Here is a 15,480-nt window from a genome sequence, read left to right as displayed (position 1 = left end):
TTATTTTATGGTTTCGTCGAAGGAGAATGTTGTTTTTTAAAAGTTGATTAGAGCGGAAATCTGCAACCAAGTATAACAAGCCCTATTTTATAATCAGAATATCTATTTATTTTCGTCATTTTGTTTTATAAAGAGCTTTTTTGGCAGCGGCCTTTTCTCTCCACTCATCTAGTATGATCGAAATGAACTCCTATGCTTCCGCTTTTGTAAATTGTCAATTGCTTTTCTGGCTGATATAATCAATGCTAGTATACATGCGCCGACTAACAGGAGTGAAGAAAAAACATGAATAATGAAGAGAAACAATTAAGACAAGAGCATATCAGAAACTTCTCGATTATTGCTCATATTGACCACGGGAAGTCTACTTTAGCCGACCGGATTCTAGAGTATACAAATGCTCTGTCTGCCCGTGAAATGAAAAGCCAGCTGCTTGACTCAATGGATCTTGAGCGTGAGCGGGGCATTACGATTAAGTTAAATGCGGTACAATTAAATTATAAAGCGAAAAATGGAGAAAATTATATTTTTCATTTAATCGATACGCCAGGACACGTCGATTTCACGTATGAAGTGTCTCGCAGTCTTGCTGCTTGTGAAGGAGCGATTCTCGTTGTAGATGCCGCGCAAGGAATTGAGGCGCAGACATTGGCGAACGTTTATCTTGCTTTAGATAACGATTTGGAGATTTTGCCCGTTATCAATAAGATTGATTTGCCAGCAGCAGAGCCAGAGCGCGTTCGTCAAGAAGTAGAGGATGTGATCGGCTTAGACGCTTCTGAAGCAGTGCTCGCTTCCGCAAAAGCAGGCATTGGAATTGAAGAAATTTTAGAGCAAATTGTTGAAAAGGTACCTGCTCCGACAGGTGACCCATCAGCTCCGTTAAAGGCGCTTATTTTTGACTCTTTGTATGATGCTTATCGTGGCGTTGTTGCTTATATCCGTGTTGTAGACGGCTCAGTGAAAGCAGGCGACAAAATTAAAATGATGGCCACTGGCAAAGAATTTGAGGTCACGGAAGTGGGAGTATTTACGCCAAAAGCAACTGTGCGTGACGAACTGACAGTTGGAGACGTTGGCTTCTTGACGGCTGCTATTAAAAACGTGGGTGACACGCGAGTGGGGGATACAATCACTTCAGCGCATAACCAGGCGACTGAAGCGCTGCCTGGATATAGAAAGCTAAATCCGATGGTGTACTGCGGTCTTTATCCAATTGATTCATCAAAGTTCAATGATTTACGTGAAGCACTAGAAAAGTTAGAATTAAATGACTCATCCTTGCAGTTTGAGCCAGAAACGTCACAGGCGCTTGGATTTGGCTTCCGCTGCGGCTTCCTTGGGCTTCTCCATATGGAAATTATCCAAGAACGGATCGAGCGTGAATTTAAAATTGATTTAATTACAACAGCTCCGAGTGTTATTTATAAAGTACGGATGACAAATGGCGAAGAGATCAATGTGGATAACCCTTCTAATATGCCAGATCCTCAAAAAATAGATGCAGTAGAAGAGCCATATGTAAAAGCGTCTATTATGGTACCAAATGATTACGTTGGTGCAGTGATGGAGCTTTCACAGAATAAGCGTGGTATTTTCATTGATATGCAGTATATGGATGAAAATCGAGTGAACGTGATTTATGAAATCCCGCTTTCAGAAATTGTCTATGATTTCTTCGATCAGCTAAAGTCAAGCACGAAAGGCTATGCATCCTTTGATTACGAACTAATTGGCTACAAGCCATCTAAGCTCGTGAAAATGGATATTTTGCTGAACGGAGAAAAAGTCGATGCCTTAAGCTTTATCGTTCACCGCGACTTTGCTTACGATCGCGGCAAGACGATTGTTGAAAAGCTAAAGAGTTTAATTCCAAGACAACAGTTCGAGGTACCAGTACAGGCTGCGATTGGACAAAAAATTGTAGCAAGATCGACGATTAAATCGATGGGCAAAAACGTTTTAGCTAAGTGTTATGGCGGAGACATTTCCCGGAAACGAAAATTGCTTGAAAAGCAAAAAGAAGGTAAAAAGCGGATGAAGCAAGTAGGTTCAGTTGAGGTGCCGCAAGAAGCCTTTATGGCGGTCTTAAAGATGGACGATGATAATAATAAAAAGTAAATAAGGAAAGGGGAGAGGGAAAGCGCAGATGCTTCCCCTTTTTCTCGTTATTGAACACACAAAGAGGAGTTTTTACATGATACGTTCCGCTTATATTCACATTCCTTTCTGTCAGCAAATTTGTCATTATTGTGATTTTAATAAAGTCTTTCTGAAAAACCAGCCAGTAGATGATTATATAGAGACACTGGCTGCTGAAATGAAAATGACAATGGAGCAATATCCAACGGAACGGCTTACTACTATTTTTGTTGGTGGAGGAACGCCGACAGCCCTGAACGCTGCACAACTTGAAAAGCTATGCCAGGCTATTCGCGATCAGCTGCCATTTACAAAAGGCGAGTTTACGTTTGAAGCGAACCCTGGAGATTTAACGCTAGAGAAATTGAGAGTGCTTAAGGACAATGGAGTCAATCGATTAAGTCTTGGTGTCCAATCTTTTAATGATGAGCTCCTTCGTGCCATTGGACGGACGCATTCAAGCAGTGATGTGTTTGCTACAGTGGAAGACGCAAAAAAAGCTGGATTTGATAATATTAGCATCGATTTAATATACGCATTGCCGAATCAAACACTTGCTGATTTTCAAGCCACCTTGAAGCAGGCCTTAAGCTTGCAGCTTCCGCATTATTCGGGGTACTCATTAATTATTGAGCCTAAAACGGTCTTTTATAATCTAATGAGAAAAGACGAGCTTCCGCTTCCAAAAGTGGAAACAGAGGCCTCTATGTATGAATTGCTTATGGAGGAAATGGCAGCTGCCGGTTTGCGGCAATATGAAATCAGTAATTTTGCTATCCCTGGGTTTGAAAGCCTTCATAATCTTGTATACTGGAATAATGAACACTATTATGGTTTTGGGGCCGGTGCTCATGCTTATATCAATGGAACGAGACGGTCCAACCACGGTCCTTTGAAGAAATATATGGCGCCGCTCCAGGAGGGACAGCTTCCTTTGCTGTATGAGAGCAAACTCACTAAAAAAGAACAAATGGAGGAAGAGATGTTTCTCGGGCTTCGTAAAACGGCAGGTGTTTCAGCTTCACATTTTAAAGGGAAATTTGGTGTGTCTCCGTTTTCCTTATTTAAAGGGCCGGTTGAAGACATGGTTACAAGAGGGCTGCTCGTGGTAGAGGATAATGAATCTATTCGGCTGACAGCACAGGGAAAGCTTCTCGGAAATGAAGTGTTTCAAGCATTTTTGCTTACTGGAGAGGATGAATAACAGAGTTGGATAATGAGTGCTCTGTCGTTGACATTAATCGCTGATTTTGATAATTTATTTATAGATTTAGCACTCATAACGATCGAGTGCTAAAAGAGGTGATCAACGATGTTAACCGATCGTCAACTTTTTATTTTGCAAATAATTATTGATGATTTCATTCGGTCTGCACAGCCGGTCGGCTCCCGCAGTCTTGCGGAAAAAAAAGACATAACATATAGCTCGGCTACGATTCGTAACGATATGGCAGAATTGGAGAATTTAGGTTTTATAGAGAAACCTCACACTTCTTCAGGGCGTGTACCATCAGAAAAAGGATATCGTTATTATGTGGACCATTTGTTGCGTCCGAAAAAACTCAACTATCAGGAAGTAGAGACGATTAACTCTATCTTTGTGGATCGAGTTTATGAGCTCGAGAAGGTTGTGCAGAAATCAGCAGAAATTTTATCTGAGCTGACCAATTACACGGCAATTGTGTTGGGGCCCGAATTAAAAGACAACAAGTTAAAGAAGCTGCAAATTGTGCCGCTTGGCCAGGATGCAGCTGTTGCAATAATTGTCACCGATACCGGCCATGTTGAAAATCGGACGTTCACTTTGCCTGAACAAGTAGACGCCTCTGATATTGAGAAAATGGTCAATATATTAAATGAAAAGCTCATTGGTGTACCGCTTTCCGAGCTGCATGATAAATTATATAAAGAGATTGTTGTGTTGTTGCGCCGTCATATCCGCAATCACGATGCATTGTTGTCTATGTTTGCGAAAGCAGTAGACTTGCATGCGAATGAAAAGCTGTTCTTTGGCGGGAAAACAAATATTTTAAACCAGCCTGAATTCCACGATATCGAGAAAATTAGGCTTGTGATGAACATGATCGACCAAGAAGAGGGGATATACCGTTTGATTAGCGGGGTTCCTGCGGGTATTCAAGTAAAGATCGGAAAAGAAAATAAAAATGCTGCTATGCAGCATTGCAGCTTGATCACTGCTTCTTATTCCATTGGAAACGAACAAGTCGGAACTATTGCGCTTCTTGGTCCGACACGAATGGAATATTCGCGTGTCATTAGTCTTGTTGACTTCTTAAGTCATGACATGACAAAAGCTTTAACGAATTTGTACCATAATGGATAAAGGAAGCCTGAAGCAGACGGAAATTAGCGTTTCTTTGCTAATTTCCTTCTCTTTGTGCAAAAAGGCGGCGAGTGGGCATTAGTTAATTCTTTAAAGGAGGTGAAACGAATGGCAGAAGAAAAAGATTTGAACCAAGAAGAGAAAGAAGAAATGGAACAGCAGCCTTCAACAGAGGAAGCTCCTGTGCAAGCAGAAAATGCGACAGCTGAAGAAGAACAGCCTGCAGCAGATGCTTCTCTTAAAAAAATAAATGAGCTAGAGCAAAAGCTTGAAGAAGCAGAGAATCGTTATTTACGTCTACTTGCTGATTTTGATAACCTTCGTCGTCGTACGCAGTTGGATCGAGAAGCGAGTGAAAAATATCGTGCTCAAAGCTTAATTTCTGACCTTCTTCCATTGCTAGATAACTTCGAACGTGCATTAAAGGTAGAAGCGTCGAACGAACAAACGAAATCCGTACTGCAAGGAATGGAAATGGTATATAAAGGCCTCGTTGCAGCGCTTGAGAAAGAAGGCGTAGAAGTAATTGAGGCAGTTGGCAAAGAATTTGATCCGAATTTCCATCAAGCCGTCATGACAGACAGCGATGATCAGTACGGCCCTAATGAAGTGATTGAGGAGTTTCAAAAAGGGTATAAGCTGAAAGATCGCATTATTCGTCCGTCGATGGTAAAAGTAAATCAGTAAACCATTACATATTTCAAAGGAGGCAAATCGCAAATGAGTAAAATAATCGGTATCGACTTAGGAACAACAAACTCATGTGTGGCGGTTCTCGAAGGTGGAGAACCAAAAGTTATTCCAAACCCAGAAGGTAACCGGACAACACCATCTGTTGTTGCATTCAAAAATGGTGAACGCCAAGTAGGGGAAGTGGCTAAACGCCAAGCGATTACAAATCCTAACACGATCATTTCCATCAAACGTTATATGGGAACAAACCATAAAGTTGAGGTAGAAGGAAAAGAATATTCTCCTCAAGAAATCTCAGCGATGATTTTACAATATTTAAAATCATATGCAGAAGATTATTTAGGCGAGAAAGTAGAAAAAGCCGTTATTACTGTTCCGGCTTATTTTAACGATGCAGAGCGCCAAGCAACAAAGGATGCCGGAAAAATTGCCGGTCTTGAAGTGGAACGGATCATTAACGAGCCGACTGCAGCTGCTCTTGCTTACGGAATGGATAAAATGGATGAAGATCAAACTGTTCTCGTTTATGACTTAGGCGGCGGAACATTCGACGTATCTATTCTTGAACTTGGCGATGGTGTATTTGAAGTTCGTTCTACAGCGGGTGATAACCGCCTTGGTGGTGATGACTTTGACCAAGTCATTATCGACTATTTAGTACAAGAGTTCAAGAAAGAAAACGGTATTGACTTATCAAAAGATAAAATGGCGATGCAGCGTTTGAAAGATGCAGCAGAAAAAGCGAAAAAAGATCTTTCTGGTGTGACTTCTACGCAAATCTCCCTGCCGTTTATCACAGCAGGAGAAGCAGGACCACTTCATTTAGAAGTAACATTAACTCGTGCGAAATTTGATGAATTATCTGCTGATCTAGTTGAACGTACGATGGGACCAGTACGTCAGGCGCTTTCTGATGCCGGCATTTCAGCTTCTGAGCTCGACCGCGTTATTTTAGTAGGTGGATCGACTCGTATTCCTGCTGTTCAAGAAGCTATCAAGAAAGCAACAGGAAAAGAGCCGCATAAAGGGGTAAACCCAGATGAAGTAGTGGCGATGGGAGCAGCCGTACAAGGCGGTGTATTAACAGGGGATGTTAAGGATGTTGTTCTTTTAGACGTTACACCGCTTTCACTTGGAATTGAGACAATGGGCGGCGTATTTACGAAGTTAATCGAACGGAATACAACGATCCCGACATCAAAATCTCAAGTATTCTCTACAGCAGCTGACAGTCAAACAGCAGTTGATATCCATGTTCTTCAAGGGGAGCGCCCGATGGCTTCTGCCAACAAAACGCTTGGCCGTTTCCAATTAACGGATATTCCGCCGGCGCCACGTGGCATTCCACAAATTGAAGTAACATTTGATATCGATAAAAACGGTATCGTAAATGTTAGCGCGAAAGACCTTGGAACGGGCAAAGAGCAAAATATTACGATTAAATCTTCTTCCGGCTTATCCGATGAAGAAATCGACCGCATGGTGAAGGAAGCGGAAGAAAACGCAGAAGCAGATAAAAAGCTAAAAGAAGAAGTAGAATTGAGAAATGAAGCAGATCAGCTTGTCTTTACGACTGAAAAAACATTGAAAGAGCTGGAAGGCAAAGTAGATGCGGATGAAGTGAAAAAAGCCGAAGACGCAAAAGAAGAATTAAAAGCGGCTCTTGAGAAAAATGAAATCGAAGAAATCCGCACGAAAAAAGATGCACTGTCCGAAATCGTGCAAAACTTGTCAGTAAAATTATATGAAGAAGCAGCGAAACAGGCACAGCAAGCTCAAGGAGCAGATGCACAAGCATCTGGCCAAAAAGGCGACGATGTGGTTGACGCTGAGTTTGAAGAAGTAGACGACCAGAAATAATTGCCGTACACGTCTGCCTTTCAGACATTGAAAAGTCAAAGTCAGGATTTCTTGGCTTTGGCTTTTTTCAATGAATAATATTCACTATTGCTAAGCAATTATGTTAAAATAGCCTTTATGTGAAATGAGTCGGGGAGTGGGCAATCATATGAGTAAACGAGATTATTATGAAGTGCTGGGTGTTGAAAAAGGCGCCTCAAAAGATGAAATTAAAAAAGCATACCGGAAGCTTTCCAAAAAATATCATCCTGATATTAATAAAGAAGCCGGTGCAGATGAAAAGTTTAAAGAAATTAAAGAAGCATACGAAACGTTAAATGACGATCAGAAACGGGCTCAATATGACCGATTTGGCCATACTGATCCTAACCAAGGCTTTGGCGGGCAGGATTTTGGCGGTTTTGGCGGTTTTGAAGACATTTTTAGCACCTTCTTTGGCGGCGGCCGCCGGAGAGATCCAAATGCTCCGCGCCAGGGGGCAGATTTGCAATATACAATGACGATCAGTTTTGAAGAGGCTGTATTTGGAAAAGAAACAGATATTGAAATTCCAAAAGAAGAAACATGTGATACTTGTCATGGCACAGGCGCTAAACCAGGGACCACACCTGAAACGTGTAGTCATTGTCACGGTACAGGTGAATTGAATGTTGAGCAGAATACTCCGTTTGGCCGTATTGTGAACCGTCGTGCGTGTCCGTACTGTAACGGAACGGGCAATTTGATCAAAGAAAAGTGCTCGACTTGTGGCGGAGACGGTGTCGTAACAAAGAATACAAAGATCCATATTAAGATACCAGCCGGAATTGATGACGGTCAGCAGCTGCGTGTAGCAGGCCAGGGAGAGCCGGGAATAAATGGCGGCCCTGCAGGTGACTTATTTATTGTATTCCGTGTGCTTCCTCATGAGCTGTTTGATCGGGATGGCGATGACATTTATTGTGAAATTCCAATTACATTTGTTCAGTCAGCCCTTGGCGACGAAATCGAAGTACCGACTATCCATGGCAAGGTAAAGCTTAAAGTGCCAGCCGGGACGCAGACCGGTACAAAATTCCGCTTGCGTGGAAAGGGTGTGCCTAACGTACGCGGCTATGGAACAGGAGATCAGCATATTCGTGTAAAAGTGATCACCCCAACAAAACTAAATGAAAAACAAAAGCATTTGCTGCGCGAATTCGCGGAAGCAAGCGGTGAAATGCTGGATGAGCAGGAAAAAAGCTTTTTTGATAAAGTGAAACGCGCATTAAAGCGTGACTAAATGAGAATGGAGCTGGCAAGACGTGAAGTGGTCTGAGATTAGTATTCAAACAACAAATGAAGCCGTGGAACCAATTTCAAACATTTTGCATGAAGCAGGTGCAAGCGGAGTTGTCATTGAAGATCCACTTGAACTGACAAGGGAAAGAGAAGACCAGTTTGGTGAAATTTATGAGCTCAATCCTCAGGATTATCCAGAAGAAGGCATTGTTATTGTGAAAGCTTATTTGTCTGTTAACAGCTTTCTCGCTGAAACGGTAGAAGGCATACAAGAATCCATCAGAAATCTGGCTAGTTATGGTATCGACATTGGCCGTAATGAAGTACAATTAACCGAGGTATTTGAAGAAGACTGGGCAACGGCTTGGAAACAATACTATAATCCAGTGAAAATTTCCGAGAAGTTTACGATCGTGCCGACGTGGGAGCGATATGAGCCGGTAAGCACCGATGAGTTAATCATTGAGCTTGATCCGGGAATGGCATTTGGAACAGGTACGCACCCAACGACGGTCATGTGTCTGCAAGCGTTAGAACGTTATGTGCAGCCGGGAGACTACGTCGTGGATGTAGGTACCGGTTCAGGTGTGCTAAGCATTGGAGCCGCTCTACTCGGAGCAAAAAGAGTGACAGCTCTTGATCTTGATGAAGTGGCTGTTGAATCAGCAAAAGAAAATGTTCAATTAAATAAAGTAGCTGAGACGGTGACTGTATTAAAAAATGATTTGCTCGCAGGAATTGATGAGCAAGCGGATGTCGTTGTGGCGAACATATTGGCTGAGGTGATTCTCTCTTTTACGGGAGACGTAGCCAAAAAAGTAAAACCAGGCGGATATTTTATTTCATCAGGCATTATCGGTCAGAAGAAAGACCTAGTCAAAGAAGCAGTGGAAGCTGCCGGGTTCGTTGTAGAAGAAACGGTTTTAATGGAAGACTGGGTGGCGATTATTGCTAAAAAGCAATAAACAGTGCAGATAAGAAAAGAGAGAATATAGATAAAGTCTATTTTAATCATTCAGGCTGGCTGAAAGCGTTCCTCTCTCGAAGTGGGAAGCCCGATCGAGAGCGATGTATTCGAGAAAGTCTTAAGCACCGCAGCAAGCGGGCGTTTATCAACAGCCTGAACGAAACTTTGGCAGATGGGGTGGCAATGGTGCAGCGATATTTTTTAAATGACAAGCCAGAAAACGATGAAAAAGTAATAATTGCGGGAGAGGACTTTCACCATTTAAAACGCGTAATGCGTGCGAAGGAAGGAGACCATGTATCGGTCGTTTTCCCAAATGGAGCGTCGGCAAGAGTAGAACTTGAAGATATTTCCGCTGACCGTGCCCTTGCTTTTATTGTGGAATGGCTGCATGATGAAAAAGAGCTGCCGGTTGCTGTCACGATTGCGAGCGGCCTGCCGAAAGGGGATAAGCTTGAACTCGTCATTCAGAAGGGAACAGAGCTTGGTGCAAGCAAGTTTGTCCCTTTTCATGCGGATCGCTCCATCGTAAAGTGGGATGAGAAGAAAGCTGCGAAAAAGACAGAGCGCTGGGCAAAAATTGCTAAAGAAGCAGCTGAACAATCTCAACGAAACCGCGTGCCGGAAGTACACGTACCGGTAGATTTTCAACAATTAATTCAAATCGGACGAGAGTATCCGTTTAAATTATATGCGTTTGAAGAAGAAAGTAAAAAAGGGGAAAAGACGGCATTTCATCAATTGTTGAACGAAATGCAGCCGAGCGATGAAGTGTTGATTGTCTTTGGTCCCGAAGGCGGAATATCGGAGAAGGAAGCAGAAGAGCTAAAGAGCAGCGGATTTATTCCATGTGGACTCGGTCCACGAATTTTACGGACGGAAACAGCTCCACTTTACGCATTGTCTGCCATCTCCTACCATTTTGAACTAATGAGGTGATGATCATGCCTACAGTGGCATTCCAAACACTTGGATGTAAAGTAAATCATTATGAAACGGAAGCAATTTGGCAATTATTTAAAGGTCAAGGTTACGACCGTGTAGAATTTGAAGCAACTGCTGACGTATATGTTATTAATACGTGTACGGTAACGAACACAGGTGATAAAAAAAGCCGGCAGGTAATCCGGCGTGCTGTTCGCAAAAACCCAGATGCGGTTATTTGTGTAACGGGCTGTTATGCGCAAACCTCTCCGGCAGAAATCATGGCTATTCCAGGGGTAGATGTGGTAGTCGGTACGCAAGACCGTGTCAAGATGCTAGAATACATTGAGCAATATAAAAAAGAACGCCAGCCAATCAATGGTGTTGGCAACATTATGAAAAACCGCGTCTACGAAGAGCTTGACGTTCCGGCCTTCACAGACCGCACACGTGCTTCTTTAAAAATCCAAGAGGGCTGCAACAATTTCTGCACCTTTTGCATTATCCCATGGGCTCGCGGCTTAATGCGTTCCCGTGACCCGGAAGAAGTGATTCGCCAGGCTCAACAGCTCGTGGATGCTGGTTATAAAGAGATTGTGTTAACGGGTATTCATACGGGCGGTTACGGTTCTGATATGAAAGATTATAACTTGGCTATGCTGTTAACGGACTTGGAGGAAAAAGTAAAAGGATTAAAACGGATTCGTATTTCCTCCATTGAAGCGAGCCAGCTTACAGATGAAGTCATTGAAGTAATTGATCGCTCTAACATTGTTGTTAGACATTTACATGTCCCGCTGCAGTCCGGCTCTAATACCGTTTTAAAAAGAATGCGCCGTAAATATACGATGGAGTTTTTCGCTGACCGTTTAAACCGGTTGAAACAAGCCCTTCCTGGACTGGCAGTTACGTCAGATGTTATTGTAGGTTTCCCTGGTGAGACAGAAGAAGAGTTCATGGAAACATACAATTTTATTAAAGAACATCAATTTTCGGAGCTTCATGTTTTCCCATATTCGAAGCGGACAGGCACACCAGCAGCGCGCATGGACGATCAGATTGATGAAGAAGTAAAGAACGATCGGGTCCACCGCCTTATTGCGCTTTCTGACCAGCTTGCGAAAGAGTATGCTTCCCGCTTTGAAGGTGAAGTATTAGAAGTGATTCCTGAAGAGTCTTTCAAAGAAGGAACAGAAGAAGGGTTGTACATGGGCTATACAGACAATTATTTAAAAGTAGTCTTTCCAGCAACTGAGGAAATGGTCGGTCAGATCGTAAAAGTAAAAATCACAAAAGCAGGCTATCCATTTAACGAAGGCCAATTCGTTCGTGTAATGGATGAAGAGTTAGAACCGACTGTTTAATATAAAATAAAAGCCTTTCATACATAAAAATTGTATGAAAGGCTTTTATTTTACTTGAAAAAGGGTATGGTAAAAGAAAACAAGTAGAAAAGCTGCTCAAGATACTCGCCATTTTTCTCATTCGATGGTACTCTATAAGTAGAGGTACGGACAACTTGTTGAAAAGGAGATTAGTCACTTGATAACAGATCAATTCGGAGATATTGCAAAAACAATTGACCATACGCTGCTTAAAGCAGAAACAACGAAAGAAGAAATCAAAAAAATTTGTGAAGAAGCAAGAGCTTATGAGTTTGCTTCTGTTTGTGTAAATCCATTTTGGGTCGCTTATGCAAGCGAGCAGCTAGAAGGCACAAAGGTAAAAGTATGTACCGTAATCGGCTTTCCATTAGGGGCTACTACAACGGCAGTAAAAGCATTTGAAACAAAAGATGCTATTGAAAATGGAGCAACAGAAGTCGATATGGTCATTAATATTGGTGCCTTAAAAGCCGGCGACGATGAGACCGTGTTAAAAGACATTCAAGCTGTGACTGCTTCGGCACGTGGAAAAGCATTGACAAAAGTGATTATCGAAACGAGCCTGTTAACGGATGAGGAAAAAGAACGGGCTTGCCGGTTATCTGTTGAGGCGGGTGCTGATTACGTAAAGACATCTACCGGTTTTTCTACAGGAGGAGCAACAGAGGAAGATGTGCGGCTAATGAGGAAAACAGTCGGTCCAGACATTGGCGTAAAAGCATCTGGAGGGGTGCGCAGCCAGGAAGATGCTCTTAGCATGATCAAGGCTGGAGCAACGAGAATTGGAGCCAGCTCGGGTGTACAAATTGTTCAAGGACTGAAAGGGAAGTCAGACTATTAAGAGCTGAATAAACATATCGATGGTTGAAAAGGAATTTCTTGACCGTCCTACTGGCTTGTATTATAATTATTTGGTACATGGAATTTCCGTTACGGAACATGTAATCGTAAGTGTTCGGAGGGAGGGAAAGAGATATGTCAAAAACAGTTGTTCGTAAAAACGAATCGCTTGAAGACGCTCTACGTCGGTTCAAACGTGCTGTTTCCAAAACTGGAACTTTACAAGAGGCAAGAAAACGTGAATTTTATGAAAAACCAAGCGTAAAGCGTAAAAAGAAATCAGAAGCGGCTAGAAAACGTAAGTTCTAATGAGAGAGAGGGTAATACTTTGAGTCTTCTCGAGCGTTTAAATGACGACATCAAGCAAGCGATGAAAAACAAAGAAAAAGAAAAATTAACTGTGATCCGCATGTTAAAAGCTTCCTTGCAGAATGAAGCCATTAAAGTAGGCAGTGAAGGGTTAACAGAAGATCAAGAGTTGGCAGTTCTTTCTCGTGAAGTGAAACAGCGCAAAGACTCCCTCCATGAATTTGAAAAGGCGGGGCGTGCTGACCTCGTTTCTAAAATTCAAACTGAACTGACTTACGTGAACTCATATATGCCAGAGCAGCTTTCAGATGAAGAATTAGAAGCGATTGTTCAAGAAACCATCGCTGAAGTAAATGCTTCCTCTAAAGCAGATATCGGCAAAGTAATGGGCGCATTAATGCCGAAGATAAAAGGCCGGGCTGATGGCGGTCTCGTCAACAAGCTCGTTCAGCAAAAACTTTCTTAAAAAAAGATGACAGGTGATCCTGTCATCTTTTTTTATAGTTATTTTTATTGCCGAACTGTTTATGTTATTCACGAAAAAAGCTGGTTTGTCCACGATCCGCTAGCATGCTAAACGAGCGCCTTCCGCTTTTCTCTGTCCAGCTGCGGGTGCTTAGCGGCTAGTGGACTTCCTGCTCCTTCTTGCGATAAGTCAACATCGAATCGCTTCCGCTCTTCGTGTTTCCTTTATCTCATGCGGAGCCGTCCAGTCCATACACCGCTGAACAAGCACCCTCCGCTTTTCTTCCTGTCCAGCTGCGCCTCCTTGCCCCTCGAGGTCATAAGCCGACCTGGCTGTGTGGCTAAAGGACGCCACTTCGCCATTTCGTCTTATGCTTGTCGGGGCAGAGCAGTCGGCTCCGCTTTTCTCTGTCCAGCTGCGCCTCCTTGCCCCTCGAGGTCATAAGCCGACCTGGCTGTGTGGCTAAAGGACGCCACTTCGCCATTTCGTCTTATGCTTGTCGGGGCAGAGCGGTCGGCTCCGCTTTTCTCTGTCCAGCTGCGCCTCCTTGCCCCTCGAGGTCATAAGCCGACCTGGCTGTGTGGCTGAAGAACGCCACTTCGCCATTTCGTCTTATGCTTGTCGGGGCAGAGCAGTCCGCTCCGCTTTTATTACTGTCCAGCTGCAGGCGCTAGTGCGTACGCTGATTTCGCTCTCTCTATCGAAGTCTGAAAAGCGACTTCTCGTCGAGAGCTCCAATCTGCTATCGCACTAAACAAGCGCCTTCCGCTTTTCTGCTGTCCAGTTGCAGCGGCCAGCCCGTACGGTGGTTTCGGTCTCTCTGTCGGAGTCTGAAGAGAGACTCCTTGTCGAACCTCCAACCTCCTATCGGGCTAATCGGGCCGCTTCCGCTTTTATTGTTATATTTTTGAAACTTTTTCCTTAGACTATACGTATAGAAGAAAAAGGAGTTGTAGAGAGGTGGTGAGTTTCATAAGGAGAGGATTCGGTCTATTCTTTGGAGTGTTACTTATTTTGGCAGGATTCAACTTTCCGGTTTTTTCACAAACTAAAGAACAGCCTGTGTATGTCGTGCCGGTGCAGGATGAAGTGGAAAAAGGGCTGTACGCCTTTATGAAACGTTCATTTAAAGAAGCAAAGGACAATGGGGCACAGCTGATTGTGTTGGATATCCATACACCGGGCGGGGCTGTTGATGCTGCTGGCGAGATTGGCAAGCTGTTAGATGAAACGGATACGCGAACGGTTGCTTTTATTAACGACCGGGCATTATCAGCAGGGGCCTTTATCTCTCTTCATACAGATGCGATTTATATGGTGCCTAATGGCCAAATGGGAGCAGCAGCGATTATTGACCAGCAGGGGAACATGGCGGATAAGAAGGCACAAAGCTACTGGCGCTCTGCTATGAAAAGCGCTGCTCAAACGAACGGTCTTGATCCAAAGTATGCAATCGCGATGGCTGACCCTGATGTGGATTTGCCTGAATACAATGCAGGCAAAGGTGAATTGTTAACATTTTCGGCCAAGGAAGCACTTGAAACAGGTTATTCAAAAGCAACTGTCCACCAGCTAAAAGACGTCTTGCAGCACGAGAAGGCAGCAGGGGCACCTATCGTAGAAGTGAAAGAAAGCTGGGCAGAAAAAGTGGCCCGCTTCGTAACGAATCCAATCATTGTGCCGATCTTGCTATCTTTAGCCAGTCTAGGTTTGATTCTTGAGCTGTATTCACCAGGTTTTGGGCTGCCTGGATCTGTCGGCCTTGTCTCTTTGTTTTTGTTTTTCTACGGCCACTTAGTTGCAGGTCTTGCTGGCTATGAGTCTGTTTTGCTATTTGCGATAGGAGCACTGCTCATTGTAGCTGAATTGTTCCTCCCAGGCGGAATAGCCGGTATATTGGGCATCTCTGCTCTAGCAGGGAGCATTTTACTGGCAGGAGACAACGTAAAATGGATGGGGTTATCGCTAGTAATTGCCATGACAGTTTCAATAGTGGCTATGATTTTAATGGTAAAGGTGTTTGGTAAAAAAATGAAATTTTTCAAAAAGATCATTCTGACCGATTCTACCAATACGGAAAATGGTTATGTATCAAATGTAAACCGTGTAGAGCTTCTTGGAAAAACAGGCGTAACAAAGACACCTTTCCGGCCAGCCGGTACAGTCGTTATTGATAATGAACGAATTGATGCGGTCAGCGAGGGTGGTTTCATTGCAGCGGAAAAAGAAGTAACAGTCGTAAAGGTAGAAGGAGCACGAATCGTGGTCCGAGAAATGGATGAATAAGGGG

At 43.3% G+C, this 15,480-nt stretch carries 14 protein-coding genes; 13 read left to right on the top strand and 1 reads right to left on the bottom strand.

Annotated elements, in window-relative coordinates; translation table 11 throughout:
* Nucleotides 1-285 precede the first annotated feature (285 nt).
* The 12 genes from lepA (at nt 286) to AC623_RS13390 (ending at nt 13,190) form a co-directional block, all read left to right on the top strand.
* Nucleotides 286-2,121 (top strand): translation elongation factor 4, encoded by a 1,836-nt coding sequence (gene lepA / locus AC623_RS13445; protein WP_049663284.1) that lies wholly within the window; start codon nt 286-288, stop codon nt 2,119-2,121.
* 76 nt (nt 2,122-2,197) lie between these two features.
* The gene (gene hemW / locus AC623_RS13440) at nt 2,198-3,346 is read left to right on the top strand and encodes a radical SAM family heme chaperone HemW (protein ID WP_049663282.1); all 1,149 of its coding nucleotides are present in this window, start codon (nt 2,198-2,200) and stop codon (nt 3,344-3,346) included.
* 108 nt (nt 3,347-3,454) lie between these two features.
* Nucleotides 3,455-4,486: a heat-inducible transcriptional repressor HrcA gene (gene hrcA / locus AC623_RS13435; RefSeq protein ID WP_049663280.1), complete on the top strand. Its 1,032-nt coding sequence runs from the start codon at nt 3,455-3,457 to the stop codon at nt 4,484-4,486.
* 108 nt (nt 4,487-4,594) lie between these two features.
* Complete coding sequence (grpE, locus tag AC623_RS13430; RefSeq protein WP_049663278.1) at nt 4,595-5,173, top strand: nucleotide exchange factor GrpE; 579 nt, start codon at nt 4,595-4,597, stop codon at nt 5,171-5,173.
* 33 nt (nt 5,174-5,206) lie between these two features.
* Nucleotides 5,207-7,039 (top strand): molecular chaperone DnaK, encoded by a 1,833-nt coding sequence (gene dnaK, locus AC623_RS13425; RefSeq protein WP_049663277.1) that lies wholly within the window; start codon nt 5,207-5,209, stop codon nt 7,037-7,039.
* 148 nt (nt 7,040-7,187) lie between these two features.
* A complete protein-coding gene (gene dnaJ, locus AC623_RS13420) occupies nt 7,188-8,300 on the top strand; it encodes a molecular chaperone DnaJ (protein ID WP_049663275.1) in 1,113 nt (370 codons plus the stop codon).
* A 22-nt stretch (nt 8,301-8,322) separates the two neighbouring features.
* Nucleotides 8,323-9,264, top strand: coding sequence for a 50S ribosomal protein L11 methyltransferase (gene prmA, locus AC623_RS13415; protein WP_049663274.1), 942 nt, complete (start codon nt 8,323-8,325; stop codon nt 9,262-9,264).
* Nucleotides 9,265-9,452: 188 nt separating this feature from the next.
* On the top strand, nt 9,453-10,205 hold the full coding sequence (locus AC623_RS13410) for a 16S rRNA (uracil(1498)-N(3))-methyltransferase (RefSeq protein ID WP_049666618.1): 753 nt from the start codon (nt 9,453-9,455) through the stop codon (nt 10,203-10,205).
* A 5-nt stretch (nt 10,206-10,210) separates the two neighbouring features.
* On the top strand, nt 10,211-11,554 hold the full coding sequence (gene mtaB, locus AC623_RS13405) for a tRNA (N(6)-L-threonylcarbamoyladenosine(37)-C(2))-methylthiotransferase MtaB (RefSeq protein ID WP_049663271.1): 1,344 nt from the start codon (nt 10,211-10,213) through the stop codon (nt 11,552-11,554).
* Nucleotides 11,555-11,732: 178 nt separating this feature from the next.
* Nucleotides 11,733-12,416 (top strand): deoxyribose-phosphate aldolase, encoded by a 684-nt coding sequence (deoC, locus tag AC623_RS13400; protein WP_082174424.1) that lies wholly within the window; start codon nt 11,733-11,735, stop codon nt 12,414-12,416.
* A 134-nt stretch (nt 12,417-12,550) separates the two neighbouring features.
* The gene (gene rpsU, locus AC623_RS13395) at nt 12,551-12,724 is read left to right on the top strand and encodes a 30S ribosomal protein S21 (protein WP_041097322.1); all 174 of its coding nucleotides are present in this window, start codon (nt 12,551-12,553) and stop codon (nt 12,722-12,724) included.
* A gap of 19 nt (nt 12,725-12,743) precedes the next feature.
* Nucleotides 12,744-13,190, top strand: a complete 447-nt coding sequence (locus AC623_RS13390; RefSeq protein WP_049663269.1) for a GatB/YqeY domain-containing protein — start codon at nt 12,744-12,746, stop codon at nt 13,188-13,190.
* Nucleotides 13,191-13,840: 650 nt separating this feature from the next.
* Here the strand turns inward: AC623_RS13390 and AC623_RS13385 are convergent.
* Complete coding sequence (locus AC623_RS13385) at nt 13,841-14,050, bottom strand: hypothetical protein (RefSeq protein WP_049663267.1); 210 nt, start codon at nt 14,048-14,050, stop codon at nt 13,841-13,843.
* A gap of 100 nt (nt 14,051-14,150) precedes the next feature.
* Here AC623_RS13385 and AC623_RS13380 point away from each other — a divergent pair, with 100 nt between their 5' ends.
* Nucleotides 14,151-15,476: an NfeD family protein gene (locus tag AC623_RS13380; protein WP_049663264.1), complete on the top strand. Its 1,326-nt coding sequence runs from the start codon at nt 14,151-14,153 to the stop codon at nt 15,474-15,476.
* Nucleotides 15,477-15,480: the final 4 nt, after the last annotated feature.

This window comes from Bacillus sp. FJAT-27231 (genome assembly GCF_001183975.1).
GTDB lineage: Bacteria > Bacillota > Bacilli > Bacillales > Domibacillaceae > Pseudobacillus > Pseudobacillus wudalianchiensis.
The sequence above is the reverse complement of the archived record's forward strand: the minus strand, read 5'-3'. Positions and strand labels throughout refer to the sequence as shown.